At 65.3% G+C, this 23539-nt stretch carries 31 protein-coding genes; 4 read left to right on the plus strand and 27 right to left on the minus strand.

The genetic code is table 11. The features are described 5' to 3' along the window. Positions 1-32: 32 nt before the first annotated feature. The 4 genes from H8S34_RS07505 to H8S34_RS15015 are packed head-to-tail and all read right to left on the minus strand — an operon-like array spanning position 33 to position 3301. Positions 33-416, minus strand: a complete 384-nt coding sequence (locus tag H8S34_RS07505; protein WP_186963526.1) for a C-GCAxxG-C-C family protein — start codon at positions 414-416, stop codon at positions 33-35. Positions 417-445: 29 nt separating this feature from the next. After that, the gene (locus tag H8S34_RS07510) at positions 446-904 is read right to left on the minus strand and encodes a GNAT family N-acetyltransferase (protein ID WP_101691631.1); all 459 of its coding nucleotides are present in this window, start codon (positions 902-904) and stop codon (positions 446-448) included. A gap of 47 nt (positions 905-951) precedes the next feature. Further along, positions 952-3042 carry an ATP-dependent DNA helicase RecG gene (gene recG / locus H8S34_RS07515; protein WP_186963528.1) on the minus strand — a complete coding sequence of 697 codons (2091 nt, stop codon included), beginning with the start codon at positions 3040-3042 and terminating at the stop codon, positions 952-954. A gap of 46 nt (positions 3043-3088) precedes the next feature. Next, positions 3089-3301 carry a hypothetical protein gene (locus tag H8S34_RS15015; RefSeq protein ID WP_207724915.1) on the minus strand — a complete coding sequence of 71 codons (213 nt, stop codon included), beginning with the start codon at positions 3299-3301 and terminating at the stop codon, positions 3089-3091. Between the two features lie 63 nt (positions 3302-3364). Between H8S34_RS15015 and H8S34_RS07520 the strand changes: the two genes are divergently transcribed. Then, positions 3365-6799, plus strand: coding sequence for a pyruvate carboxylase (locus H8S34_RS07520; protein ID WP_186963530.1), 3435 nt, complete (start codon positions 3365-3367; stop codon positions 6797-6799). A gap of 64 nt (positions 6800-6863) precedes the next feature. Here the strand turns inward: H8S34_RS07520 and H8S34_RS07525 are convergent, their stop codons facing one another. From H8S34_RS07525 to H8S34_RS07535, 3 genes are all read right to left on the minus strand, one after another. Beyond that, positions 6864-8237 carry a DUF4179 domain-containing protein gene (locus tag H8S34_RS07525; protein WP_186963532.1) on the minus strand — a complete coding sequence of 458 codons (1374 nt, stop codon included), beginning with the start codon at positions 8235-8237 and terminating at the stop codon, positions 6864-6866. A 2-nt stretch (positions 8238-8239) separates the two neighbouring features. Next, entirely contained in the window at positions 8240-8707 is a 468-nt protein-coding gene (locus H8S34_RS07530) for a sigma-70 family RNA polymerase sigma factor (RefSeq protein WP_186963534.1), read from the minus strand. A 134-nt stretch (positions 8708-8841) separates the two neighbouring features. Then, a complete protein-coding gene (locus H8S34_RS07535) occupies positions 8842-9132 on the minus strand; it encodes a NifU family protein (protein ID WP_101691626.1) in 291 nt (96 codons plus the stop codon). A gap of 157 nt (positions 9133-9289) precedes the next feature. Between H8S34_RS07535 and H8S34_RS07540 the strand changes: the two genes are divergently transcribed. From H8S34_RS07540 to H8S34_RS07550, 3 genes are read left to right on the plus strand one after another with little or no spacing between them, the layout of a single operon-like run. Continuing rightward, entirely contained in the window at positions 9290-9640 is a 351-nt protein-coding gene (locus H8S34_RS07540; protein WP_186963536.1) for a PadR family transcriptional regulator, read from the plus strand. 13 nt (positions 9641-9653) lie between these two features. Continuing rightward, complete coding sequence (locus H8S34_RS07545) at positions 9654-10403, plus strand: permease prefix domain 1-containing protein (protein ID WP_186963538.1); 750 nt, start codon at positions 9654-9656, stop codon at positions 10401-10403. Further along, positions 10400-11086, plus strand: a complete 687-nt coding sequence (locus H8S34_RS07550) for a hypothetical protein (protein WP_101691623.1) — start codon at positions 10400-10402, stop codon at positions 11084-11086. The genes H8S34_RS07545 and H8S34_RS07550 overlap by 4 nt, the downstream gene beginning before the upstream one ends. A 61-nt stretch (positions 11087-11147) precedes the next feature. Here H8S34_RS07550 and H8S34_RS07555 read toward each other — a convergent pair whose 3' ends face one another. From H8S34_RS07555 to H8S34_RS07650, 20 genes are read right to left on the minus strand one after another with little or no spacing between them, the layout of a single operon-like run. Beyond that, positions 11148-11732: a helix-turn-helix domain-containing protein gene (locus tag H8S34_RS07555; RefSeq protein ID WP_101691622.1), complete on the minus strand. Its 585-nt coding sequence runs from the start codon at positions 11730-11732 to the stop codon at positions 11148-11150. A gap of 55 nt (positions 11733-11787) precedes the next feature. Beyond that, positions 11788-12255 carry an alpha-amylase gene (locus tag H8S34_RS07560; RefSeq protein WP_186963540.1) on the minus strand — a complete coding sequence of 156 codons (468 nt, stop codon included), beginning with the start codon at positions 12253-12255 and terminating at the stop codon, positions 11788-11790. Further along, positions 12256-12831, minus strand: coding sequence for a DUF2313 domain-containing protein (locus H8S34_RS07565; protein ID WP_101691620.1), 576 nt, complete (start codon positions 12829-12831; stop codon positions 12256-12258). Then, positions 12828-13883 carry a baseplate J/gp47 family protein gene (locus tag H8S34_RS07570; protein ID WP_186963542.1) on the minus strand — a complete coding sequence of 352 codons (1056 nt, stop codon included), beginning with the start codon at positions 13881-13883 and terminating at the stop codon, positions 12828-12830. Before H8S34_RS07570 ends, H8S34_RS07565 begins: the two co-directional genes overlap by 4 nt. Before the next feature lie 13 nt (positions 13884-13896). Beyond that, a complete protein-coding gene (locus tag H8S34_RS07575; RefSeq protein WP_186963544.1) occupies positions 13897-14241 on the minus strand; it encodes a hypothetical protein in 345 nt (114 codons plus the stop codon). Next, the gene (locus H8S34_RS07580) at positions 14232-14612 is read right to left on the minus strand and encodes a hypothetical protein (protein WP_243207942.1); all 381 of its coding nucleotides are present in this window, start codon (positions 14610-14612) and stop codon (positions 14232-14234) included. The genes H8S34_RS07575 and H8S34_RS07580 overlap by 10 nt, the downstream gene beginning before the upstream one ends. Before the next feature lies 1 nt (position 14613). Next, the gene (locus tag H8S34_RS07585; RefSeq protein ID WP_186963546.1) at positions 14614-15555 is read right to left on the minus strand and encodes a hypothetical protein; all 942 of its coding nucleotides are present in this window, start codon (positions 15553-15555) and stop codon (positions 14614-14616) included. Further along, positions 15555-16118, minus strand: coding sequence for a LysM peptidoglycan-binding domain-containing protein (locus H8S34_RS07590; RefSeq protein ID WP_101692043.1), 564 nt, complete (start codon positions 16116-16118; stop codon positions 15555-15557). The genes H8S34_RS07585 and H8S34_RS07590 overlap by 1 nt, the downstream gene beginning before the upstream one ends. A 34-nt stretch (positions 16119-16152) precedes the next feature. Further along, positions 16153-16719, minus strand: coding sequence for a hypothetical protein (locus H8S34_RS07595; protein WP_186963547.1), 567 nt, complete (start codon positions 16717-16719; stop codon positions 16153-16155). Next, positions 16716-16925 carry a molybdopterin oxidoreductase gene (locus H8S34_RS07600; RefSeq protein ID WP_101691615.1) on the minus strand — a complete coding sequence of 70 codons (210 nt, stop codon included), beginning with the start codon at positions 16923-16925 and terminating at the stop codon, positions 16716-16718. Before H8S34_RS07600 ends, H8S34_RS07595 begins: the two co-directional genes overlap by 4 nt. Next, a complete protein-coding gene (locus H8S34_RS07605; protein ID WP_243207944.1) occupies positions 16886-17350 on the minus strand; it encodes a hypothetical protein in 465 nt (154 codons plus the stop codon). Before H8S34_RS07605 ends, H8S34_RS07600 begins: the two co-directional genes overlap by 40 nt. Beyond that, entirely contained in the window at positions 17347-17736 is a 390-nt protein-coding gene (locus H8S34_RS07610) for a hypothetical protein (protein ID WP_101691614.1), read from the minus strand. Before H8S34_RS07610 ends, H8S34_RS07605 begins: the two co-directional genes overlap by 4 nt. Before the next feature lie 16 nt (positions 17737-17752). Then, positions 17753-18787 carry a phage tail sheath C-terminal domain-containing protein gene (locus tag H8S34_RS07615; protein WP_207724916.1) on the minus strand — a complete coding sequence of 345 codons (1035 nt, stop codon included), beginning with the start codon at positions 18785-18787 and terminating at the stop codon, positions 17753-17755. Then, positions 18784-19290, minus strand: coding sequence for a hypothetical protein (locus H8S34_RS07620; RefSeq protein ID WP_186963549.1), 507 nt, complete (start codon positions 19288-19290; stop codon positions 18784-18786). The genes H8S34_RS07615 and H8S34_RS07620 overlap by 4 nt, the downstream gene beginning before the upstream one ends. Positions 19291-19294: 4 nt before the next feature. Further along, positions 19295-19606: a hypothetical protein gene (locus H8S34_RS07625; protein WP_101691612.1), complete on the minus strand. Its 312-nt coding sequence runs from the start codon at positions 19604-19606 to the stop codon at positions 19295-19297. Beyond that, complete coding sequence (locus H8S34_RS07630) at positions 19603-19950, minus strand: hypothetical protein (RefSeq protein WP_186963551.1); 348 nt, start codon at positions 19948-19950, stop codon at positions 19603-19605. The genes H8S34_RS07625 and H8S34_RS07630 overlap by 4 nt, the downstream gene beginning before the upstream one ends. A 28-nt stretch (positions 19951-19978) precedes the next feature. Continuing rightward, entirely contained in the window at positions 19979-21010 is a 1032-nt protein-coding gene (locus H8S34_RS07635; RefSeq protein WP_186963553.1) for a phage major capsid protein, read from the minus strand. Between the two features lie 25 nt (positions 21011-21035). Next, positions 21036-21377 carry a hypothetical protein gene (locus H8S34_RS07640; protein WP_186963554.1) on the minus strand — a complete coding sequence of 114 codons (342 nt, stop codon included), beginning with the start codon at positions 21375-21377 and terminating at the stop codon, positions 21036-21038. A 44-nt stretch (positions 21378-21421) separates the two neighbouring features. Then, positions 21422-22348, minus strand: a complete 927-nt coding sequence (locus H8S34_RS07645) for a hypothetical protein (RefSeq protein ID WP_186963555.1) — start codon at positions 22346-22348, stop codon at positions 21422-21424. After that, a complete protein-coding gene (locus tag H8S34_RS07650) occupies positions 22345-23538 on the minus strand; it encodes a phage portal family protein (protein ID WP_101691607.1) in 1194 nt (397 codons plus the stop codon). Before H8S34_RS07650 ends, H8S34_RS07645 begins: the two co-directional genes overlap by 4 nt. Between the last annotated feature and the right edge of the window lies 1 nt (position 23539).

Raw genomic sequence — 23539 nt, forward strand, 5'->3', positions numbered from 1 at the left:
TATGATGCGTCCTGATGGCGCAGGCGGGATATTTACTCTTCCAGCAGGTCCTGGAGGATCTCCACCGCGTCGTAGACCATCCGGTCGCAGTGGGGCTTGCGCTCCTCGCCGTTCTCCTTGGCCCGCTGAAGGAGCCCCGCGCAGTCCAGCACCTGGTTCTTCTCCCGGAAGCGGCGCAGCAGCTCCCGGCTCTCGGCCTCTCCCTTTCCGGCCATACCCAGCACCATGAGCGCGCCGGTCACGGCCCCGCAGGTGGAACCGTGGCGCATCCCGGCACCGAAGTGGGCCCCCAGCTGGAAGGCGGCCTTCTCGTCCAGGCCGCACTGATCTGCAAAGGGCAGGAGCACCGCCTGGGCGCAGTTATAGTGTACGTTGGTATCGCCCCGCAGCGCGCGGCAGGCTTCCATTCGATCCATACAATGATTCTCCTTTTCTCACAATTGGCTTAGGCCTGGAGGTCGCCCTCCAGCACCATCTGGCGGTAGTCCAGGAACTGGAATCCCAGCCGCTGGTAGAGCCGGATGGCCCCCTCGTTCACGTCGGTGACCTCCAGACGGATGCGGGGGTAGTTGGGGTACTGCTCCTTCACCCAGCGGAACACGGCGGTGCCGTAGCCCTTGCCCCGGCAGGCGGGGGTGAAGTACATCTCCTCAAAAAAGACGCAGCGGCCTCCCACCTCGCCGGAGTAGCACTCGGTGAGGTAGGCATAGCCCACGGCCTGCCCGTCCTCCACCAGGAGCATGCCCCGGAGGAGGGGCTCAGCCGGGTCCACCGCGTCCCGGAAGGTGCGCTCCAGGACGGCGGGGTCGGTGTCGTGGTCCACGGCGGGACTCTGGTAAAAGGCCTGGACCATGGGCATAACCACATCGTGGTCGGCGGCGGTCATGGCGCGGATCTCAAACATATGGATTTCCTCCTGTGTGATCGTGATTTGGGTTGTTTTTCGGTCCATCAATTAAAGATGTCGGCGTGCTCGGTGAAGAGCCGCCGGATCTGCTCCTTCAGGGGCTGGTGCTCCGGCCGGTCCAGGGTGGGGTCCTCGGCCAGCAGGGCCTGGGCGGCCTCCTGGGCCTCCTTGAGCAGGCGGGTATCCCCGGCCAGGTCGGCGATGCGCATCTGGGGCAGGCCGTGCTGCCGCTTGCCGAAAAAGTCGCCGGGCCCCCGGAGCTTCAGGTCCTCCTCCGAGATGCGGAAACCGTCGGTGGTCTGGGTGAGGACTTTGAGCCGGGCACGGGTCTCCTGGTTCCGGTTGGAGGTGATGAGCACGCAGTAGGACTGGTGCTTTCCCCGGCCTACCCGGCCCCGGAGCTGGTGGAGCTGGGAGAGGCCGAACCGGTCGGCGTTCTCCACAATGATGAGGGAGGCGTTGGGCACGTCCACCCCCACCTCGATGACGGTGGTGGAGACCAGCACATCCAGCGCGCCCCCCGCAAAGGCGGCCATGGCGGCCTCCTTCTCCCTGGGCTTGAGCCTGCCGTGGACAAAGCCCACCCGCAGGTCGGGAAAGACCCCCTCCTGGAGGTCCTTGGCGTAGGCGGTGACCGCCTTCAGGTCGGCAAAGCCGGGGGGCGGCTCCACCCCCTCGGGGGAGGGCTGGGCCTCCTCCACCGCGGGACAGACGATGTAGACCTGCCGCCCCTCGGCCACCTGCCGCCGGACGAACTGATACATACGCGCCCGCTTGTCCTCCCCCACCAGGAAGGTCTCCACCGGGGTGCGCCCCGGGGGGAGCTCGTCGATGACGCTCACATCCAAATCCCCATAGATGATGAGGGCCAGGGTACGGGGGATGGGGGTGGCCGACATGACCAGCACATGGGGGGAGAGCCCGCCCCCCTTGGCCGCCAGGGCGGAGCGCTGCCCCACGCCGAAGCGGTGCTGCTCGTCGGTGATCACCAGGCCCAGCCGGGCAAAGTCCACCCCCGCGGAGAGGATGGCGTGGGTGCCCACCAGCAGGTCGATCTCCCCGGCGGCCAGGGCGGCGCGGACCTTCTTCTTCTCACTGGCGCGCATGGAGCCGGTGAGAAGTCCCACCCGCAGACCCGCCGGGGCGAGCACCCCCGACAGGGTGCGGAAGTGCTGCTCGGCCAAAATCTCGGTGGGGGCCATCAGGGCGGCCTGCCACCCGGACTTCCAGGCCAGGAAGCAGCAGGCCGCCGCCACCATGGTCTTGCCCGAGCCCACATCGCCCTGGACCAGCCGGTTCATGGGGCGGCCCGAGGCGCAGTCCTCCGCCGCCTCCCGGATGGCCCGCTGCTGGGCCTGGGTGAGGGCGAAGGGGAGCAGCGCAAAAAAGGGCTCCAGGCTCTCCCGCCGGAAGGCAGGGCCGGACGCCCCCTCCCGCCGGGAGCGGAGAAAGGCCAGACCGCAGGAGAGGTAGAAGAGCTCCTCAAAGATGAGCCGCCGCCGGGCCAGATCCAGTGCCTCCTCGGAGGCCGGAAAGTGGATGTTCTGGTAGGAGTAGCCGCAGGCGGCCAGGGCGTGCTCCTGCCGCACCCGGAAGGGGAGGATCTCGGGCATCTCCTGGGCGCAGTCCTGGGCGCACCGGAGGGTGAGCCCCGAGAGCAGGTTGTTGGAGATCCCCGCCGTCAGGGGGTAGATGGGCATGATCCGCCCGGTGAAGCGGGGGCGGTCCTCCGGCTCAAAGACCGGGTTGGTCATCCTCCGGCGGGGAGGCAGGCCCTCCACCATACCGTAGAAGATATAGCTCTCCCCGGGGACCAGGGCGTTTTTCACATAGCCCTGGTTGAAGAAGGTGATCTCCATGGAGCCATGGGCGTCCACCACCCGCACCTTGGTCAGCTCCAGCCCCTTGCGGACGTAGGAGCGGCGGGGCGGCTCGGCCACCATGGCAGCCACGCACACGGGGATCCCCACCGGGGCCGCCGCGATGGTATAGTGCTTCCGCCGGTCCTCATAGTCCCGGGGGAAATAGCGCAGCAGATCCTCTACGGTGGCCAGGCCCAGCTTCTCCAGCCGGGCAGCCCGCGCCTCCCCGATCCCGGGCAGCTCCCGCACGCCGGAGCCCAGGGTCAGTTCCATGCCGATCCCTCCTCTCCCCGGGCAATATCTTTTAGTTTACCACAAATCATTGGACAGCGGCAAGGCCGTCCCCGCCGCCGGAAGACTCTGGTGGTTTTTCCCAAGGGTTTCTTCCTTCGGGCACGGAATCCTGTCTCTTCTGCCAAAAATGCAATTTTGACATAAAAGGATTGCAAAACCAAGAGTCTAGACTTATAATATTCGTAAAACAAATGGCTGTTTTGAAGGAAATAAAGGCAAATTCACCGAAGCGTTCCAAGAATGCACAGCAAGGTATTGCAGGAATTCCTTCATATTAATGCAAGAAAGGACGGTATTCCCCATGGCAGAACACTCCTTCGGAAAAGTCCTGGTGGCAAACCGCGGCGAGATCGCCATCCGCGTCTTCCGCGCCTGCTACGACCTGGGACTTCACACGGTGGCCATCTATTCCAATGAGGATACATACAGCCTTTTCCGCACCCGTGCGGACGAGGCCTATCTCATCGGGGAGAACAAGAGCCCCCTGGGCGCTTACCTGGACATCCCCGCGATCATCGACCTGGCCAAGCGGCGCAATGTGGATGCCATCCACCCCGGCTACGGCTTCCTGAGCGAGAACGCCGACTTTGCCCGGGCCTGTGAGGAGGCGGGGATCGCCTTCATCGGCCCCTCCTCCAAGATCCTGGGCCAGATGGGCGACAAGCTCACCGCCAAGGCCATCGCCCACGCCTGCAACGTCCCCACCATCCCCGGCTCCACCCAGCCCCTGAAGGACGGGGACGAGGCGCTGGAGAAGGCCATCTCCTACGGCTTCCCCATCATCCTCAAGGCGGCCGGCGGCGGCGGCGGCCGCGGCATGCGCCGCTGCGACAGCCCCGAGGAAGTCAAGCCCGCCTTCGAGCTGGTCAAGAGCGAGGCCAAGAAGGCCTTCGGCAACGAGGACATCTTCATTGAGAAATATCTGGTGGAGCCCAAGCACATCGAGGTGCAGATCCTGGGCGACCAGTACGGCAATGTGGTCCACCTGGGCGAGCGCGACTGTTCCCTCCAGCGCCGCTACCAGAAGGTGGTGGAGTTCGCCCCCGCCTGGTCGGTGCCCGAAAAGACCCGTCAGGCCCTCTATGAGGACGCCGTCAAGGTGGCCAAGCACGTGGGCTATGTCTCGGCCGGCACGGTGGAGTTCCTGGTGGACAAGGACGGCAACCACTACTTCATCGAGATGAACCCCCGCATCCAGGTGGAGCACACGGTCACCGAGATGGTCACCGGCATCGACCTGGTCCGGGCCCAGATCCTCATCGCCGAGGGCAAGCCCCTCTCCACCCCCGAGATCGGCATGGCCAGCCAGAGCGATCTGAAGATGAACGGCTACGCCATCCAGTGCCGCGTCACCACCGAGGACCCGGCCAACAACTTTGCCCCCGACACCGGCAAGATCACCTCCTACCGCTCCGGCGGCGGCTTCGGTGTGCGTCTGGACGGCGGCAACGCCTACACTGGCGCGGTGATCTCCCCCTACTATGACTCCCTGCTGGTCAAAGTGACCTCCTGGGACTCCACCTTTGAGGCGGTCTGCCGCAAGGCCCTGCGCGCCATCAGCGAGGAGCATGTCCGCGGCGTCAAGACCAACATTCCCTTCGTCACCAACATTCTGAACCACCCCACCTTCCGGGCTGGCAAGTGCCACACCAAGTTCATCGACGAGACTCCCGAGCTCTTCGAGTTTGAGAACAGCCGGGACCGTGCCACCAAGGTGCTCAAGTACATCGCCCAGATCCAGGTGGATAACCCCTCCGCCGAGCGGGTCCAGCGGGACATCCCCCGCTTCCCGCCCTTCGAGCACACCCCGCCCAAGTGCACCGGCCTCAAGCAGCTTCTGGACGCAAAGGGCCCCGAGGCCGTGCGGGACTGGGTGCTGGATCAGAAGAAGCTCCTCATCACCGACACCACCATGCGCGACGCCCACCAGTCCCTCCTCTCCACCCGGGTGCGCACCCGGGATATGCTCAAGGGGGCCGAGGGTACCGCCGAGATCCTGAACGACTGCTTCTCCCTGGAGATGTGGGGCGGCGCCACCTTCGATGTGGCCTACCGCTTCCTCCATGAGTCCCCCTGGGAGCGGCTGGAGATGCTGCGGGAGAAGATCCCCAACATCCCCTTCCAGATGCTTCTGCGCGGCGCCAACGCCGTGGGCTATACCAACTATCCCGATAACCTCATCCGGGCCTTCGTCCGGGAGGCCGCCCGCACCGGCATCGACGTGTTCCGCGTCTTTGACTCCCTGAACTGGATCCCCGGTATGGAGGTGGCCATGGACGAGGTCCTCAAGCAGGGCAAGCTCTGCGAGGCCACCCTCTGCTACACCGGCGACATCCTGGATCCCAAGCGGGACAAATACACCCTGGATTACTATGTGAAGATGGCCAAGGAGCTGGAGCGCCGGGGCGCCCACATGCTTTGCATCAAGGATATGTCCGGCCTCCTGAAGCCCTACGCCGCCAAGAAGCTGGTCACCACCCTCAAGAATGAGGTGGGCCTGCCCATCCACCTGCACACCCACGACACCTCGGGCAACCAGGTGGCCGCCTACCTGATGGCCGCCGAGGCCGGCGTGGACATCGTGGACTGCGCCATCGACTCCATGTCCTCCATGACCAGCCAGCCCTCCATGAACGCGGTGGTCTCCGCCCTCCAGGGTCAGGAGCGGGATACCGGTCTCGATCCCGAAAAGCTCCAGAAGCTCTCCGACTACTGGGCCGACGTGCGCCTGCGCTATGAGAACTTTGAGGCCGGGATCAAGAACCCCTCCACCGACATCTACCGCTACGAGATGCCTGGCGGCCAGTACACCAACCTCAAGAGCCAGGTGGAGAGCCTGGGCCTGGGCCATCAGTTCGAGGACGTCAAGGAGATGTATGTGAAGGTCAACCACATGCTGGGCGACATCGTGAAGGTGACCCCCTCCTCCAAGATGGTGGGCGACCTGGCCATCTTCATGGTGCAGAACCAGCTCACTCCCGAGAACGTCGTGGAGCGGGGCGAGGCCCTCACCTTCCCCGACTCGGTGGTGTCCTACTTCAAGGGCATGATGGGCCAGCCCGCCTGGGGCTTCCCGGAGGATCTCCAGAAGGTGGTCCTCAAGGGCGAGGAGCCCATCACCTGCCGCCCCGGCGAGCTGCTGGAGCCCATCGACTTCGACAAGGCCCGGGAAGAGGTCCAGAAGTTCTACCCCGAGGCCTCCGAGCGCACCGTCATCTCCTGGTGCCTGTATCCCAAGGTGGTGGAGGAGTTCTGCCGCCACCGGAAGGAGTACGGCTACATCATGCGCATGGGCAGCCATGTGTTCTTCAACGGTCTGGCCCTGGGCGAGACCAACAAGATCAACATCGAGGACGGCAAGACCCTGGTCATCAAGTACCTGGGCCTGGGCGACCTGAACGAGGACGGCACCCGCAACGTGCAGTTCGAGCTCAACGGTATGCGCCGCGAGGTGGCCGTGCCCGATAAGCATGCGGTCTCCCAGGTGCGTCCGGTCACCATGGCCGACCCCGAGGACAAGAGCCAGATCGGCGCGTCCATCCCCGGCATGGTCTCCAAGGTGAGCGTCAAGCCCGGCGACACCGTGGAGGAGAACCAGGTGGTGGCCGTTATCGAGGCCATGAAGATGGAGACCAGCGTGGTGGCCCGCAAGGCCGGCACCGTGGACCAGGTCCTCATCCAGGAGGGCTCCTCCGTCAAGGCAGGCGAGCTGCTCATGACCATCAAGCTCAAGTAAATCAATTTGTCCATAAAAGTGGGGCATGGCCGAAAGGCCATGCCCCTTTTGTCGTTCTGCTCCGCTATTGCAGCGTGACCGCGATGGGCTGCTCCAGCATATTGCGCCGGGAGAAGTGCAGGTCGATCTCCACGGTGTCCGGGCAGTCCTCCAGATTCCAGATCTCCGCAAAATAGCCCTCCGGGCAGGGTGTCCCGGGCCAGATCTCCCCTCCGCTCCTGCTGCTGTGGCTCCAGGCGGTCTGCTCTGCGCCGCTGACGTCCTTCCAGCGCACCTCTTGGGCCACCTGGTACAAGACGATGTTTGTCTCGCTGCTCTCCGGGGGATTGGGGGCCAGGAAGGCCACCTCGCCTCCCTTTGCGCCGACCCGGCGGGCATATACACTCACCCTTTCGGGCAGCACGCCCTCCACCGCTCCGGTCTCCAGATCCACCGTCACGCGCTCCCGGCCCTGGTCCAGCCATTCCAGGCGGGTGATATAGAGCGTCAGATGAGCGGGATCGGAAAAATAGGTGGTGTCACACATCCGGCGGTTGCCGATGGCTCCCACCGAACCGGCCGGGTTGTCCTCGTACCGCCGCCCGGTCTCATCCTCCAGATAGAAGTCCATCCCGGCCAGACGGGCGGTGTTGTCCGGGTGCTCCTCCACCGTCAGGCGGCCGTGGGTGGGATAGCTGTCCAGGCCAAAGCGCAGGCGCTGTCCGTCCACCTCCACCCAGTCCCCCACAGGGAGGGAACGGCAGTCGTTCAGGCTTTGGGTGTCCATCGGGAAGGTAAAGACGAAGGTGGCCTCCGGCTCTTCCCCATCCGCACTCCCCGTCCCGGGCGCTGCCTCCGGAGCGATTCCGTCGGTCTGGCGCTGCCCTTCCACCCGACACTCCATCCGCATCTCCTCCGGGAACTGGAAGGAGTCGTCGGCCACCAGGCTCACCGCATTGGCCAGGGTATCTCCCGCAAAACTGACGCTGGAGATCCCCAGTCCCCCCTGGAGTTCCTTCCCCGCTCCATCCAAACATTTGGCCTTCACCAGGTAGCTCTCATAGGGCCCCTCCACCTCCATGAAAAAGCTGATCTGCCCCTGGTCCAGGATCAGGTATTCCAGACGCAGGGTAATGCCATTGTCGGTCTGGCTCTGGCCGATATACTGGGCGTAGTCGTGCTCCACCGCTGCTTTCAGGCTGGGCGAGAGGGCCACAGCCGCCATCAGCTCCCGCAGCCCCGGCACGCCGCTGCACGCCATGGCAAAGGGCATGGAGGTGTTCACCAACACCACAAAGGCGGTGAACACGCCTGCCAGACTGGCCGCCGGGATCCCCAGCCTCATCCCCCAGCGCCGGCGGCGCCGGCGGGCGAGTGAGCGCTGCACCGTGTACTCCAGCGCGGGCGGGGTCTCCTCCAGCGCCCGGAGGAGCGCTTCATATTCCTGTCTCCGATCCATGCTCACACCTCCTGTTCGCTCAGTTCCAGCCGCAGCAGCTCCAGGGCCCGCCGCTGCCGGGTGGATACCGTTCCCGCCGGCAGCTCCAGCGCCCGGGCGGTCTCCGCCAGGGTATACCCGGAGAAATAGCGCAGCACGATGACCGCCCGCAGCTCCCGGGGGAGTCGCTCCACCGCCTCCCGCAGCGGAAGGGCGTCAAAGGCCTCCACCGCCGTCTCGGGCAGTTCCTCCATGGTCCGCTCCCGCTTGCGGCGGCGCAGCTCGCTGTTGCACACGTTGATGAGGATGCGGGTGAGCCAGGTGTCGAAGTAGGCCGGCTCCCGCAGCTTTCCACAGGCCAGCAGGCCCTTGTAGACCGCCTCGTCCACCGCGTCCAGAGCGGCATGCTCCCCACCCAGATAGAGCCGGGCCGTCCGGTAGAGCCGCACCTTGAGTACCTCAGCCCGCCGGATGTATTCCGCTTCCTTCACAGCCCTTCCCCCCTTTCACCCATTAGACGCAGTTCCGGCTCCCTTTCATTGCCCCCAACCAAAAATTTTCTTCCCGAGACAGCAAAAAGCCCCGGCGGACCTCCGCCGGGGCTCAGCTTTTCGGTATGCTTCTCTCAGCGCTTCCACTTGGGGTCGCCCCGGAGGATGGACTTGGCCTGCTCCCACAGCTCGTCGCTGACCGTCTGGTCCACCACCACCTGCTTGATCTCGGGCAGGGCCTCCATGAGCTCGGCCTGGATAACGCTCTCGGTGGTCAGGTAGGCCGAGGGGCAGTTGGAACACTGGCCCAGGAGCTGGATGTGAACCACGCCCCCCTCGTACTTGAGCACCTTCAGGTCCCCGCCGTGCTCGGCCAGCTTGGGGCGCACCTTTTCATTCAAAACTGCTTCGATCTTCTCCAGCATCGTTGACACTCCATTTCCGGTCACATAGTTCCCTTTTACCATACCATTTCCGGCCCAAAAATACAATTCCAAAATTTCCGCCGCGCCTTGACATACCTCGATTATCTAGGTAAAATATACCTAGATAAGAAAGGTATCCAGAGAAAGGAGGTCCCACATGAAACCCGACAAAAATCTGCTCTCGGGCAGCACCACCCTGCTGGTCCTCTCCCTCCTCGCCTCGGGGGACAAGTACGGCTATGAGATGATCGCCGCCCTGGAGGAGAAGAGTGACCACACCTTTACCCTGCGGGAGGGCACCCTCTACCCCATCCTCCACGGTCTGGAGCGGGAGGGGGCGGTCACCGCCTATGAGAAGGAGGCCCCCTCGGGCCGCAAGCGCCGGTATTACCACATCACACGGACCGGTCTCACCCTTTTGGGCGAGAAGCGGGAGGAGTGGCGCACCTTCCGCCATCTGGTGGATGCCATCGTGGCCGAGGGGGAGGGCTCCCTCTCCCCGGCATAACGGGGGTGCTCCTATGCTGAATCCCTTTTCCCGCTACTGTGAGCAGGTGTGCCGTCTCATCCGTTCCAAGGACGGCCGCGCCGCCGTGACCGAGGAGCTCACCGCCCATCTGGAGGACCATGCCGCCGCACTGGAAGACCGGGGCGTCCCGCCCGACGTGGCCCGGGAACGGGCCGTGCAGGCCATGGGGGACCCCTACGCCCTGGGCGCCGCACTGGACCGGCTCTATCCCTACTGTCCCCGCCGTCTCCCCATCCTCTTCACCGCCCTGGCCCTTCTCTTTCTTCTCTTGGGCGCGTTTCTCCTCTCCCACGGCTTTCCACTGGAGGAGCGGTTTCTCTTTCCGGGAGATTACCCCTCTCCGCCGGAGGAGCCTGTCCTCTCCACTGGCACAGCCCGAGGCACCGGGCGGCTGGGGGTCTACACTATCCGCGCGGAGGGAAGCGCCTCTCTGGTCCTGCCGGACTACGAGGATGCCCGGCGGGAGGTCCATATCCCGGTCACCATCTCCCACCCCCAGTTCTGGCTGGAACACCCCGGCGACGGGCTGGAGTATGCCAACGCCACCGAGCTCTCGCCTTCCTCTTATCGGCTGAACGTCCGCTTTTCTCCCCAGTGGTCCCGGCTGCTGACCACCGGCGGGGAGCTGATCTTTTCCCTGGAGGAGGACGCATCCCCCACCGCCCCCCTGTCCCTCCGGGCCTGGAACGGCGAGCAAGTCACGTTCACCGTGACCTGGGATAAGGAGGTGGGTGCAAAATGAGACGACGGATTCTCTGGCTCCGGGCCTACTGGCCCCTTCTGGCCAGCCTCCTGTTTCTGGTCTTCTCCCTGCTCTTCCTGTGGGCCTGCACCGGCTTTGCCATGCCCACCCAGGAGCTGGCCCTGGTCCGTCTGGAACAGCAGGCCATCCTTCCCCGGGGCACTACGGTCGCCCGGGGCAGTGTCCGGATGGAACACGCCTTCCCGGCGGACGATCCCCCCAGCTCCTTCACCTGGGTCCTCCGGCAGTATGAGGACGGATACCGGCTTTTCAAACTACAGCACTTCCTGGGGCTCTGGCGGGATACCTCCACTCCGTGGCTGGATACCAACTTTCCCCTCTCCGAGCCGCTCTGTCTGACCATATTGGAAAACTCCATGTATAACGAATCTCTGGGGTGGAAGGACGGCATGCCAGATTGGACCTGGTATTCCGAGATCTGTGCCCTGGCTTTTACCACCGACCCGGCGGTGGAGCGGGTAGAAGCCACCGTGGGCTGGCGGGGCGGAGCTCAAAACGGGGACCATCTCACCACCCTCTCCCTCACCGAGACCGCCCCGGACAGCGGGATCTGGCTCCTCCAGACCGATGTCTCCATGCCGGACAGCGGTTCTCTCTCCTATACCTGCCGGGCCTACGATGCCGCCGGTACCCTTCTCTGCACCTACTCCAACGAGGATTGATCGCTTTTATGGTAAAAAGCCCTGATCCCGGACATATTCACGTCCGGGATCAGGGCTTTTGTTATAGCAGCTGGTAGAACAGTCCGTGCTCCGTGCAGTAGTGGAGCAGCTTTCCATGGCCTCTGCGCGGAATGCGCACCTGCATCTCCCACTCCGGATAGGTGCGGATGAGCAGGCACCGCTCCCCCGTCACAAAGGCCACAAAGGAGAGAAAATGCCCCTTCTCCATGGGGTGTTCCGCTGTGAGGAACCACTCATCCTCCACCGCCTCCGCTTGAAGCCGGTGGACACCCTCCGCTCGCTGGGGCGTAAGGGCCTCCAGCCTCCGACCGCAGCAGGAGACCGAGGCCTCCCCGGTGGCTGTCACCACATTGCCGCAGTGGGGGCAGACAAAAAAACGAATTCGCTTCATACTGTCTCCCTTCTCCCGGCTGGGCTCCAGATCTCCCGAGAGCATCCGCTCCAGGTCCACTCCAAGCCGGGCCGACAGGGCGGGCAGCAGGGACACATCGGGACACCCCTGGGCACACTCCCACTTGCTCACCGTCCGGTCGCTGATGTGCAGGGCCTCCCCCAGCTCTCTCTGGGTCATGCCCCGCTCCCGCCGGGCCGCCCGGATCAGGGCGCCGATCTTTTCACAGTCCATGTGCTGCTCGCCTCCTCGTCCCTCTCAGTATACCCTATGCCGCTCCCGGGCGCAATCAACGCTGCGTGGAGTCCGCCTGCCACATGCCCGGGGTATCGGGCGGCCACACATTTCCGTCCACCAGAGAGACATAGACCGCGCCCTCATACTCCACCTTTGCCCCCTTGGGGTAGGCATCGTGGGCCCCCAGAGGCTGCCGCCACAGGGGGATGGCCTCCGGGTTCTCCTCGGTCACCCCCAGAGGGGTGTAGAGGCTGGGCGTGGAGGAAATCGGCCAGTCGGCCTGGGAGGTGTGGTCCTGCTCCACCCGGTAGAGATTTCCCTCCCCGTCGGCAATGCGCACCCCTCTGGCGTAGTACATCCCCGGGCTCCACTCGTCGAACAGATCAGCTACCGTACTGGCGATGCCGTCATCCAGCTGTGCAGCCCGGATGCGGGCCAGACGCTCTATGGCCTCCTGCACCCGGTCGCTCTTTTCCTTGGTATAGCGGATCACATGCCGCCCCTCTTGTTCTGCGCGCACTCAGATCTCCTCCTTCACCAGTTTCTCCAGCTCTCCCCAGCTCAGTCCCATTGCCTCGATCTCCCCCCAGCAGGAAAACCGTTCCTCCAACATCTTCCAGGTAATATACCAGTACACATATCGGATGAGCAGATGGCAGGGCAGGATGTCCTCTAAAATCTCCCGGATCTCGTCAAATCCATCCGGAATGCCCGGCACATCGGGAAAGCGGACCTCCACGGTCCCGGGGGTATCTGTCTCGCTGACCACCGCGTTGACGCCGCATCCCCGGAGGTTGTCGTTGATGGCCGCCAGGGTGAAGCTGTCCCCGCCGATCCGCAGCAGGGCAGCCAGGGCCTCTCGCCGGTCCTGGGAGGTCTGTGCCACCGGGCGGCGGCGCAGAAGGGACTCGATCTGGTCCAGTCCCCAGCTCTCCGCCGTGGTGAGGAGCATCTCCCGTTCCAGCTCCTCCAGCGCCCCGGCAGGACCGTCCAGCGCCATGCCGATGCTCTCCAGCTCGGCGCCGTTGAGGGTCCCCTCCAGCCGGTAGACCCGTAGGGGCGCCAGCATCTCTTTCAAATAGCGGGCACAGCTCATGGCATCTCCTCCACGGTCACGCCGCTCAGCCGCGGCAGTTCCTGGGGCTGAAGGACCACGTCGGCCTGGGGCGCTGTCACCGTGCAGTTGCCCACGGCGGGGACAGAGAAGACCCGTCCGCTCAGCTCAGCCCGCAGGACGCTCTGGCCCAGCCGGGTCCCGTCAAACCAGCTCTCCACCGCCGCTTTGGCCCCCGCCTTGGCCTCCTCCATGGAATAGCCCTGTGCGGGAGCCACCTGGACCGACACGGCCACCTCTCTGGGCGTCGGGGCCTTCACCTGCACATCCACGGCGATCTCCCGCCGGAGCTGGAAATAGGCCCGCACTTCTTCCAGCAGGTCCTCTCCGGGCAGTCCCTGCCGGGTGGAAATCACTACGTCCACCGTCCCCACGCCCCGGCTCCGGGGAAGAACGGCGGCGGCGGCCACCTCCTCAAAGGACATGGCCCCCTGCTCGTAGAAGGCGGCGTTGGCCCCATTTGGCATCCGCCGGAAGGTCTCCAGCACCCGGGCGCGGAGCTCCTCGTCGGTCTCGGCCGCGCTTCCCCCGGTAAAGGTCTGGGGATTGCTGCACCGGCTCACCCCCACCGGCGGGAGGGCCATCATGGTCACCGTCTCCGCACCCACATTGCCGCCGCTCCCGGTCTCCACCGCGCGGGCAGGCACATCCACCTGGAGGGAGCCTGCCGGGACCGTGGCGTCCTCCAGCGTCTCAAAACGGATCAATCCCGCCGTCATACACACCGTCCCGGCTGGGATGAGCACACCGGTCTCGGCGGCAGCCGCCAGGAAAAAGCGGATGATCCCCTCTGCGGCGGCCGCCTCCCGCCGCTCCACCCCACGCAGCTGGGCGTGCTGATCCAGCCATTCGCCTGTGGCCGTCTGGGGGAAGCACTGCCGGGTCACCCAGTCGCTCTGTACATACAAGGCGTGGACCTGGGCCGCCACCGCATACAGACGCACCGCCAGATCGCTCTCCCCGGTCATGGCCGTCCCGGTCAATCTCTGGAACTCCGCGAGCATCTCGCGGTAGAGTTCCTCCATCTCTTTCATGTCCTCTCCCCTCTCATAGCGCGAGTTCCGCCTCCAGGGGCGTCCCTTGCCAAGTCAGGCGCACGGTGAGCCAGGGCGTTCCCTCCCGCTCCTCCAGTACGCACTCATCGATCTCCAGATCCCGCTCTCCGGCCAGTGCCTGGGACACATACTGCGCCGCCAGAGCCGCCCGCTGCTGTTCTTTTGCCCGGGGAAGCCGCCACAGCTCGCTCCCCACCTGGGGCAGCAGGGGAAAGGCTCCCCGCCGGGCACTGAGCTGGAAGAGGACCCGCTGGAGGATCTCCTCGCCCCCCTCGCTCCGCTTTACGCCGCCCCGTCCGTCGGATACATAGTCCCCGTTCTGCATCATCAGCTCCATATCTCTCCCCCTCCCGTCCCCGGCAGGGGGACGCCGTTGACCAGTACGTCACCCTCCAGCCGGATGGTGCCGTCCGCTCCCAGGGTGATGGAGGCGCCGCCCTCACTCTGGATCCGCACCTCTCCGGGCGCTACATTGGCCGTTATTCTGGTACCTGCCACACAGGCCCCCTCCCCCTGGGCGCCGGTCTTGAGGACCAGGACCTCTGCGCCCAGGGCGGGCCGCCAGCAGTAGCCGCCCGGGGCAAAGACGGGCAGGTCCCGCCGCTCACTGCTCTGATAGACGGCGGCCGGGTCCCCCTCCAGGGTGACCACACCCACCTGGGCGGGACTCTCCCACCGTTCCGGCCTTTTCTGGGACAGCCACATCATATCACTCCTCTCGTATCAGCTTCAGCTCAGTAAAGCCGCCCTCCCGGCCCACACCGGTCTCACAGGCGCGTACCCGCCAGCACCCGGTCAGCCGCGGGCGGAGCATATCCAGGTTCAGGCGGTCTCCCACCCAGGCGGCCCCGGTCCCGGCCAGACGCAGGGTGAGGACCTCCTGTTCCCGGGCAGACTCTCCGATCTGATAGGACCCGCTGTACCGCATGGCCTCATAGCCCCGCGTTCCGGGCAGGGTGAGGACCTGTCTGCACCGCCCGCCCCGGGCCACGAAGGACTCGTTCCGCACCGTCTGGGACACGGTCCCCATCCGGTCCCGCACCAGCACCTCGGAGAGTACCCCGTACCGCTTTTCCCGCCAAACTGCGGAGATCAGGGGGATCTTCCCGCTCAGGGTGCGCTCGGTTCCGCTCCTCCATCCATCCAGGTGGAGGACCCCCTGCCGGTCAAACCAGGGTTCCACTCCGTTGCAGCGATGGACAAAGGTCTCCACCGCCGTCCAGGCGCTGGCGCCATTTTCCACCGTGAATCCTTCCACCGCCCGCAGGCTCTCTCCTCCGGTGCAGCGGATGCCGTAAGGCTCCACATACCCCCGCCGGATATCCTCCCAGACGGCGGCCTGATACTGGGCCCCCACTGTCTCATTGTCCAGCAGCAGCGCCGCCATCCCCCGTCCACAGAGGGTGAGGAGGCCGCCCCGGGCGTCCCAGCTGGTCTCCACCTCGTCCAGCCGCCCGGTAAAAAGTCGTTCTCCTCCCTCCTCGGCCCAAAAGGTGACCCCCTCTCCCCAGAGCGCGCTGCGGCTCTCCCCCCAGGCGCACTGGAGGGTAAAGCTGTCGCAGGGGGTCCCCACACCGTAAGAAAAGGTCCACTCCAGCGCCTGGGGCAGCCTCTCCTTCCGGCCGTCCCAGGTCTCGATCCAACACTCCATCAGGAAATCCGCACCTTCTCTCCCACCCGGATATAATTGGGGTTTTTGATCTGGGGATTGCGTGTAATGAGGTCCGTGAGGGATATCCCGTAGGCCTGGGCGATGCTCCACAGGCTCTCGCCCCGCTCTACCGTGTGCCAGGTCTCCCCCGTTCCGGTATTGGTGCTCCCCGGACCGCTCGAAGAGGCACTCCCCGTCCCGGCCATGGTGATGCCGTTGTTCTCCTCCTCAAAGGTCTCCCAGAAGGTAAAGGTATAGCTCACATAGTCTCTGCGGGGCTCCTGCCGAAGAGACAGCTCCACAAAATAGGCCTTTGCACACTGCCACACCGGGTGGACCAGCAGTCCCGGCCCCTCCCGGTAAAAGACAGAGGCCAGCTTTTGGAACTGGGCATAGGCGTCCTCCCCCACGAACTCCCCCTCTCCCCGCATCACCCGCCGGGTGGGTCCCAGATCCTGGAGGTGATAGCGTCCGAAGGGCACTTTGTTCACCGCCATACTCCGCTGGTATTCAATCGTATAGGTCCTGGGATTGTGGGGCCAGGTAAATTCTTTGTAGCGCATGGCGCTCAGCATGCTCCATCCTCCTTCTCTCCGCTCAGTAGAGTGGACGGGCCCCGTCATAGCGCCGGGCGTCCCGCTCCACCAGCCGGTCCAGCTCTCCCACCGGGAGGGGGGCGGCCCCCTCCTCCGGCTCGGTCCGGCTCAGCAGCAGCCCCCCTGCACTTCCCCGCTGACGGGCATAGGCCACCGCCGCCTGTCCCATCTTCAGCTGAGGATAGATCCCGCTCTCCCGGTGAGCAGTCCCTGAACTGTATCGGGGGGAAGCCCAACGGGGAAATGGGGATGTGCTTCCACTCCGGAGCACTTCCAGGACGCTCTCCTCCCCGGAGGCTCCCCCCTCCGGAAGGGCTTCCTCCGCCTGGGCAGAGGGCTCCTCTTTTTCCTCCCAGATAGGTTCCCGCTGTACCGCCGCTCTCTCTGTCTCCAGCCACGCCGGAAAGGAGTCCGGCGCTTCCAGTTCAACCGTTTCCCTCTCTGGAGCGCGCTCTGCCCTTCCTTTTTTCCACACCGTGCCGCCCTCCGGTGGAAGTTCCAGGGAAGCGGTCTCCTCCTCGTCCTCCCAGACCTGTTCCTCCAGGAGCATCGCCAGATAGTCGATCATGGCCTCACCCCCCGGCTCAACGCCGCAAAGCGCTCAGGATCAAAGGCCACATTGTGGCTCTCCTCCCAGAGGCCCGTGGGCTCCCCGCACACGGGACAGCGGCCCTCCTGGGCCTGGCTGCGGCAGGTGGGACAGAGCCGGGCCAGCTCCTCCTCGTCGTCCAGCATCAGGTGGAGGGCGCACCAGAGGTAATCCCGTTCCAGCATGGCTGCGGCCCGCTCCTCGCAGGGCAGCACGCCGAAGGTCTTGAGCACACGCCAGCGCAGCCGTTCTTCCGGCGTGTGCTCCAGGCTTTTTTTAGGGCAGCGGCCCTCTCTTCCTCCCGGATGGAGGGATTTTCCGCCCGGTCAAATTCGGCCCATCGGCGGGCCAGGTCTCCGATGCGCCGGGCACTCAACCCCTCCAACACCGCGCCCCCGTCTGGAAAAACCGGAACGCCGTCCTTCTCCAGCGCCCGGGCCAGGAGGCAGGCGTTGGCGCAAAGGGCCTTCTCCCGGCCATTGCGCGCCAGCTCTTCACTCTCCCGCCCCGCCTCCAGGGTCTCCCGGGCGGAGAGGAGGCGCAGGGTATACCCCTCCCCCGCCTCCAGCCGCCGGGCGCCGGCGCTCAGGATCTGCCACAGCCCGCTCATACGGTAGTCTCGATGCGCTTGGCGGCCACCACCGTGATCTTCTCCACCACCATAGCGCCCAGCGCGCCGCTCTCCTGGATGCTGCTCCACTGGCAGCCGGAATAGAGGATCTTCCGGTCCGGCTTGCAGATGACCAGGCTGAAATCCTCCAGGGAATGGAAATCGATGCCGTCCCGGATGGCCTCGTCGGTGGCATAGAGCCGGGTCAGCTCGATCACATGGGTGCGCTGGCCCGGGATGGCGGCCACCGGCTGATCCTCACCGAAGGCCTCCACATTCTTGCTGGTCTTGCTGCTCTTGGCGGCGTAGCTCTGCACCACCGCCACCTTTTTGCCGTCCACCTCCAGATAGATGTCGCTGCTGGTGGGAAATCCCGCTACATTCATCGCCCTTCCTCCTCTCTTACACCGTGATATGGGCGCTCAGCCAGATCTGGTTGAGGCCGTGGGCCACGGTAAAGGAGAACTCCACCACACACACGTTGGGATTCTCCTCATCCGCCCGGGCCAGCACCTCGCCGTAGTCGGTGATAATCTCCCGGCTGCGCTTGTTTTCCAGTTCCAGCACCACCTGGGAGCGGATGGCCCCCCGGCTCTGCTCCGTGTTTTTGGCCCGTCGGAACTTAGCGCGCAGGGCGTTGCGCACGGCGGGGATCACATCGTCCACAATCCGGATGGTGGTCAGCTCCCGCCAGGTATTGTCGGGGGCCTCTCCGGTGGTGGTCCGGGTGGTGACCCCGCGTACCACGGAGCATATGCCCCCCACCTCCTCCACCGGGGTCACGCCGCCCCGGACCAGCAGATCGATCTCACTGTCTCCATATGCGGCGCTCAGGCCGCCCACTCCGGTCAGCTCCGCGCCGCCCAGGGGCACGGCGGGATCGGTCTCCCCCGCAATGGCCCCTGCCACGGCGGCGGCCAGCTCCGCGCCCTCTCCTTCGGAGAGCGCGGGGGCCACCAGTACGACCCGTTCGCAGTTGAGGGCTTGGGCCCGCTCGGTGAGCTCACTGACGCCCTCCGCTCCGCCGCTGACGACGGCAATGCGCTCCCGCCGGGCGGCCGAGGCCTCCAGCACACTCTGCCGCAGGGCCTGCTGCACGCTCAGCTCGGTGCTGTCGCACACCACGGCGGTCAGTCCCTCGGCCTGTTCCAGCAGGGAGAAGGCGGTGTCATAGCCCTCCTCTCCCGCCACCACGGCATAGACTGCCGACGCGCCGTTCTGAAAGAGCAGGCGGATGAGTCCTGTCAGGGTATCCCCCTCCCCAAAGGTACTCACCGCCTCCTCATACCGGCTGAGCCGGTAGAGGGTATTTTTGTGCTCGCTGCCGCTCTTGGCCGCGATGCCTACCACGCCGCCTCTCCGGCTGGCGCTGACCAGTGTGGACGCCTCGTAGGAGGAGTAGACTCCCGGGCGCTCATGGCTTGTGATCTGGTTCAAAACTGTGCCGCTCCTTTCACCTCAAATTCCAGGAAGGTCCCGCCCTCGTCGGCCACGGCATAGAGGAAGGCCTCACACACCGCCTCCGCCGGGCAGCGGTAGCGGTCCGCCGTCCTGTCATAGTCGGTCTCTCCACAGGAGAGACTCTTGATCTTCAATCCGTCCGGTCCTCCCCGGTGGAGGGCCTCGGCCATGCGGTCAAAGGCAGCGCGTACCTGCTTCTCGCCCTCTGTCCCGCCAGTCCCGGCGTAGAGGTCCAGCCCGAAGGTCAGGGTGACCCGCCGTCCGTAGAGTTCCTCCCAACGGCCGCTCTCCTGGTTGTAGCGCTCCCCCAGGTAATTCTGAAACCCCGCGTTTTCTCCCTCGCATGCCCGGAGGGAGACCGCCGCCACCGCCCCCTGGGGGCGTGCCCGGTTCTCCTCGGGCCAGGCGGTGATGGCGGCCACGCCGTTTTCATTCAGATACCGGGCCATGGTCTCCCGGATGGTATCCAGTGCTGTCATTGCTTCACTCCTCCGGCCGGAGCATCCCCCACCAGTGGGAGACCGCTCCGCCCACATAGATGGCCTGGGCAGAACAGACCCGGTAGTACTCCTCTCCGCACCGCAGGCGGTCTCCCCAGCGCAGGGGGAGCTCGGCCGCCCCCAAGTAGAGGAAGCGGTCGGCCCGCCTGCGCCCCAGCGGGGTGGGCAGGACCTGGTCGGAACGCTCACTGCGCTCCAGGATGGGCTGCACAAAGGCCATGCCGGTGCGTCCGTCCTCCAGGACGACCTGTCGTCCGTACCGCCGCAGGAGGCCCGGCAGAACATTCCTTCTCATCCTCTCACCCCTCGAAAACAGAACCCGTCATCCTCCAGATAGGGGCTCAGGGTGCGCTGGGCCTGGGCATAGTACCAGGCGCTCCCCTCGCCGCTTCGGGCGGAAATGCGCATATCTCCCGCGGAAAAGTCGGTCACTCCGCCCCGCAGGCCCTCCAATCCCGCCAGCGCCAGCCATGCCGCCGCCAGCGGGAAGCATTTTCCGCAGCTCTCGGGGGTACAGCCGGAGCGCAGCCGCAGCCGCAGTTCCTCCTCTGCCCCGGCACACAGGGTGCGCAGGGCCTCCTCCTCTCCCTCGCTCACCTCGCCCAACTGTCGGGCCAGCTGGTAGATCTCCTCTTCCATCCCGTCTCTCCCCCTCTTCTCCGGATTCTTATACGTTCAGCACCTTGGCCGCGTCGGCAAAGAGCTTGGCAAAGCCGCTGATGCTGGTGATGGCGGCCCGCTCCAGCTGGCGGTCGATGAGCTTGTCGTATTCCACCATTACATCGCTGCCCTGCACCATCTCCAGGGCATAGTTCTTATCCAGGCCGATGATCTGACCGCTTCCCAGGGCGGAGGTGCGCAGCAGGTTGGCGCCCAGAGGGCTGACCAGCTTGCCGGTGCCCTGGAAGTTGAGGCCGGTCAGGGGATTCTGGAACTCCTCCAGCTTGAGCATTTTGAGCATCACATCGCTGGAGACCAGCAGGGTGTTCATCTCATAGGGGTCGAACTGGGCCCAGAAATCCACCAGATCCTCGTAGGTCAGGGTGCCCTTGGAGCCGCCGATGGGCGAAGTGCCCACGGTGAAGGACTGGGCGGGATTGTCGTTTCCATCCCCGTGGAGGAGCACGTCAATGGCGTCCTCCAGATGCATCCGGTTGATGTGGGCGCCGATCTGGCGCAGGGTCACGGAAAACAGGTCCAGCTTCTGATAGCGCACCGCCTCATAGGAGGCCACCAGCATTCTGCCCCGCTTGTGCAGGCGCACCAGATTCTCCTGGGTGCGCACCTCGGTCTGGGGAATCTCGGCGCCCTCGGCCACATGGCGCAGCTCCTTGTCCTTCTCCTGGGGGACCGAGGCGATGGAGCGGTAGTCCATCCCATCAAACCGGGTGACCGCCGCGGTGATGCTGGGCAGGAGATTGCTCTCCTCCATGCCTTGCCGTACCGAGCGGGCGATGTACTCGGGGAAGAGCACCGCCGACTGGGAGGTGGCAAAAAATTTCTCCACCACGTCGCTGGCCGGTCCCTTCACCTTGATGTCGAAGCGCTTGAGCTGCCGCTGGTAGGCGTCCAGGCCCTCCAGCGCGGTGCCCTTGTACTGCTCGGAGGGGTCCTCCTGCTCCAGCACCTGGGCAAAGGAGTGCCCAGCCTCCCGATACATGCCCTTTTCCAGTCTCAGATTGTCATACTGACGACCCATGATTCATCCCATCCTTTCTTTCTGCTTAGAGGAGCACCGCAATGGTGCCCGCTGTGGTGTCTGCCTCGGCGACCAGATAGGGGGTGCCCCCCTCCTCATCCGTCTTCATGCCGCCGCTTGCGTCGGCCGAGAGCTTGACCCGCCCGGCGGTCACGCCGGTGGCCTTGACCGTGGCGAAGCCCCGCACCTGAACCGCGGCGCAGCCGTTTTTCACCACCACGGCCACGCCGTCCACGCTGCCGCCATCGGTGCAGGGCTCCACCATTCCGTTTCCGCTGACCCAGACGGTGTGGCCCTCCACAACACCCTCGCCGGCCTGGAAGGTGGCCAGCACCTGGCCGATGCCCTCAAAGGATACCTGTTTCATCTCGTTTTCTCCTTTCTCCGCCCCTCAAACGGGGGTATATCTGCTCAGATTCGGAATACCTCGTCGCTGCCTTCCCTCCCGGTGCGGGAAGAGGCGTAGCTCAGCTGACTTCCCTCGGGGTATGCCTCTTCCACTCTGGCCTCATAGAGCCGTTTGAGGGCGGTCAGCTCCTCCTCCCCCAGCCGCTCCACGATGGAGCGGAGGGTTTTCTGCCGCAGGCCCGGCTCGGCCATTCCGCCCAGGCGGGCCACCTCTTCCCGCAGGGAGGAGAGATAGCGCCGGCCCCGGGCAGCCTCCTCCTCCAGGCGCTCCAGCTCGGAGCGGCACTCCGGATGGGACTGTACCAGATCCTTCAGGGTGGGAGAGAGGCCTTTGATGACCCCCGCCCGCTCCTGGGCGGGCACCGCCACAAAGGACCACTCGTAGGCGTCGGTGGCCTGGAGGAGCTCAGCCCAGCAGCGCTGTCCGTGGTACTCCTCTCCCTTCACGTGGGTGCAGCGGCTCCGGTCCTCCAGATCGGCGCCGCAGATGGAGCACACCCGGCGCGCCACGCTGCACCCCACCGACACCTCCCGCTTGATGCCCCCCTCGATCTCGGCAATGAGATCCTTGTTGCTCTCGGTGCGCATCATGTAGGCGTAGCCCTTCAGGTAGCAGCGGCCCTCGCCGCCCTCGGCCGTGCCCTCCTCGTCCACCACCTCGGTGCGGTAGATGCGGGCCACCTGTTCCCGGGCGCTCCACCGGTGGTCAAAGATGCCGCACTTGCCCACGAAGAGGGGGGCCAGCTCCTCCAGTGTCTGCCGGGGGAAGCGCTCCCCGTCCCGGTCCACCCGGTTGTCGCACAGGCGCACCGCGAAGGGGTAGATCTCCTCTGCCGTCAGCGGACTGCGGCTCTGGGCATGGATGAGGGCCAGATCCTCTTCTGAGAGGTCCACCCCTTCCTTTACCTGCGCCCTTTTGGATAGCTTCATGGTTCTCCTTCCTTTCTCTGCCGGTCTTGCGCACCGGCCTGTTCCATCTCCAGACGGAGCTTCTCGCTCTGCTGCCGGTAGAGCTCCGCCCGGGCCTCTTCCACCAGATCCTGGAGGTTGATGTTGTCCCATGTGACCTCCACGCCGGTCTCATACCCGTGGACCCGCAGCCAGATCTCGCAGATCCGCTCCACCACCGGGGTGAGGGAGCGGCGGATGGCGGTGATCTCACTGGTCATCATATCGGCCTGCTGGGTGCTCATCCGCTCGGTGGAGGACCAGCTCAGCCCCAGCAGAAAGGGCGGGATGCCGGTGCGGGCCACCAGCTCCTCCAGGATCTGCCGCACGGGCACCTCGCTGTCCAGGACCTGGTTGTCCGCGCCGATCACTTTGATGTCCACATCGCCCACAGCCACGAAGTCCCGGATGCTGCCCTGCTTGCCCTCCTGCATGGCGGCCGACCACTCCCGGGCGATCTGCATGCCCCGCTCCTGAGCATAGGCCCGCTCCATACCGTCGCTCCCGGGCTTGTAGACCACGGCAAAGCGCACATTGCCCATCCGCTCCCAGTTCATGCCGATGGCCTGATAGATCTTGAGCAGAATGCCCGTGAGGAAGGGCATGGAGCGCAGCAGGGACACCCCGTAGGGGCTGTCGGTCTCCGGCTGAAAGGGGGTGAAGAGAAGCAGATCCTGCCGGGGCAGCTCCACCGGCTCTCCCCCACTCTGCCGGGCGCACAGGGCAAAATCCAAGGGACTCTCCCCCTCCCGGATCTCGATGTCGGCCACGTTGGCGCACAGCAGAGCGGCCACCTCTCTGTGCCGCCGGTCCAGCACCACCTCCCCCACTGCCCGGCCGCAGGTGAGAAGGGAGTCCAGATAGCAGTCCAGAAAGGACTCCAGTCCCCGCTGTCCCCGCCCGGTGGGGACCTGGCTGAGAAAGCGCCGCAGGCCCGCCCGGGCCGCCGGGTCTGCCGCCTCCACCTCCACGCCGCCCACCAGGCGGATGAGCTTCAAAATAGCGGCGTCCACGATGGGGACCGCCTCCCGGATGCTCCGGTACAGGGCAGTCTCACCGCTGTGCAGCGGCACATACCCGTCCCACGCCCCGAAGGGATGTTTTTCCGGCTGCCGCAGCTGTATCTGCGGCACAGCCTGCGCCGGTTTTCGGCGCCTGTCCAGCCAGCCCATG

This window comes from Pseudoflavonifractor hominis, assembly GCF_014288125.1.
Classification (GTDB): Bacteria; Bacillota; Clostridia; order Oscillospirales; family Oscillospiraceae; genus Pseudoflavonifractor_A; species Pseudoflavonifractor_A gallinarum.

Bases quoted from the DNA above. Each gene is read 5' to 3' on its own strand.
- H8S34_RS07545 (WP_186963538.1), top strand. From the start codon at position 9,654: ATGCTGAATCCCTTTTCCCGCTACTGTGAGCAGGTGTGCCGTCTCATC.
- H8S34_RS07630 (WP_186963551.1), bottom strand. From the start codon at position 19,950: ATGGAAGAGGAGATCTACCAGCTGGCCCGACAGTTGGGCGAGGTGAGC.
- H8S34_RS07635 (WP_186963553.1), bottom strand. From the start codon at position 21,010: ATGGGTCGTCAGTATGACAATCTGAGACTGGAAAAGGGCATGTATCGG.
- H8S34_RS07550 (WP_101691623.1), top strand. From the start codon at position 10,400: ATGAGACGACGGATTCTCTGGCTCCGGGCCTACTGGCCCCTTCTGGCC.
- H8S34_RS07650 (WP_101691607.1), bottom strand. From the start codon at position 23,538: ATGGGCTGGCTGGACAGGCGCCGAAAACCGGCGCAGGCTGTGCCGCAG.
- H8S34_RS07585 (WP_186963546.1), bottom strand. From the start codon at position 15,555: ATGGAGTGTTGGATCGAGACCTGGGACGGCCGGAAGGAGAGGCTGCCC.
- H8S34_RS07555 (WP_101691622.1), bottom strand. From the start codon at position 11,732: ATGGACTGTGAAAAGATCGGCGCCCTGATCCGGGCGGCCCGGCGGGAG.
- H8S34_RS07525 (WP_186963532.1), bottom strand. From the start codon at position 8,237: ATGGATCGGAGACAGGAATATGAAGCGCTCCTCCGGGCGCTGGAGGAG.
- H8S34_RS07610 (WP_101691614.1), bottom strand. From the start codon at position 17,736: ATGAATGTAGCGGGATTTCCCACCAGCAGCGACATCTATCTGGAGGTG.
- H8S34_RS07520 (WP_186963530.1), top strand. From the start codon at position 3,365: ATGGCAGAACACTCCTTCGGAAAAGTCCTGGTGGCAAACCGCGGCGAG.
- H8S34_RS07625 (WP_101691612.1), bottom strand. From the start codon at position 19,606: ATGAGAAGGAATGTTCTGCCGGGCCTCCTGCGGCGGTACGGACGACAG.
- H8S34_RS07645 (WP_186963555.1), bottom strand. From the start codon at position 22,348: ATGAAGCTATCCAAAAGGGCGCAGGTAAAGGAAGGGGTGGACCTCTCA.
- H8S34_RS07580 (WP_243207942.1), bottom strand. From the start codon at position 14,612: ATGATGTGGCTGTCCCAGAAAAGGCCGGAACGGTGGGAGAGTCCCGCC.
- H8S34_RS07510 (WP_101691631.1), bottom strand. From the start codon at position 904: ATGTTTGAGATCCGCGCCATGACCGCCGCCGACCACGATGTGGTTATG.
- H8S34_RS07605 (WP_243207944.1), bottom strand. From the start codon at position 17,350: ATGAGCGGGCTGTGGCAGATCCTGAGCGCCGGCGCCCGGCGGCTGGAG.
- H8S34_RS07565 (WP_101691620.1), bottom strand. From the start codon at position 12,831: ATGAGCTGTGCCCGCTATTTGAAAGAGATGCTGGCGCCCCTACGGGTC.
- H8S34_RS07540 (WP_186963536.1), top strand. From the start codon at position 9,290: ATGAAACCCGACAAAAATCTGCTCTCGGGCAGCACCACCCTGCTGGTC.
- H8S34_RS07590 (WP_101692043.1), bottom strand. From the start codon at position 16,118: ATGCGCTACAAAGAATTTACCTGGCCCCACAATCCCAGGACCTATACG.
- H8S34_RS07600 (WP_101691615.1), bottom strand. From the start codon at position 16,925: ATGCTGGAACGGGATTACCTCTGGTGCGCCCTCCACCTGATGCTGGAC.
- H8S34_RS07505 (WP_186963526.1), bottom strand. From the start codon at position 416: ATGGATCGAATGGAAGCCTGCCGCGCGCTGCGGGGCGATACCAACGTA.
- recG (WP_186963528.1), bottom strand. From the start codon at position 3,042: ATGGAACTGACCCTGGGCTCCGGCGTGCGGGAGCTGCCCGGGATCGGG.
- H8S34_RS07575 (WP_186963544.1), bottom strand. From the start codon at position 14,241: ATGGAGCTGATGATGCAGAACGGGGACTATGTATCCGACGGACGGGGC.
- H8S34_RS07570 (WP_186963542.1), bottom strand. From the start codon at position 13,883: ATGAAAGAGATGGAGGAACTCTACCGCGAGATGCTCGCGGAGTTCCAG.
- H8S34_RS07620 (WP_186963549.1), bottom strand. From the start codon at position 19,290: ATGACAGCACTGGATACCATCCGGGAGACCATGGCCCGGTATCTGAAT.
- H8S34_RS07595 (WP_186963547.1), bottom strand. From the start codon at position 16,719: ATGATCGACTATCTGGCGATGCTCCTGGAGGAACAGGTCTGGGAGGAC.
- H8S34_RS07640 (WP_186963554.1), bottom strand. From the start codon at position 21,377: ATGAAACAGGTATCCTTTGAGGGCATCGGCCAGGTGCTGGCCACCTTC.
- H8S34_RS07535 (WP_101691626.1), bottom strand. From the start codon at position 9,132: ATGCTGGAGAAGATCGAAGCAGTTTTGAATGAAAAGGTGCGCCCCAAG.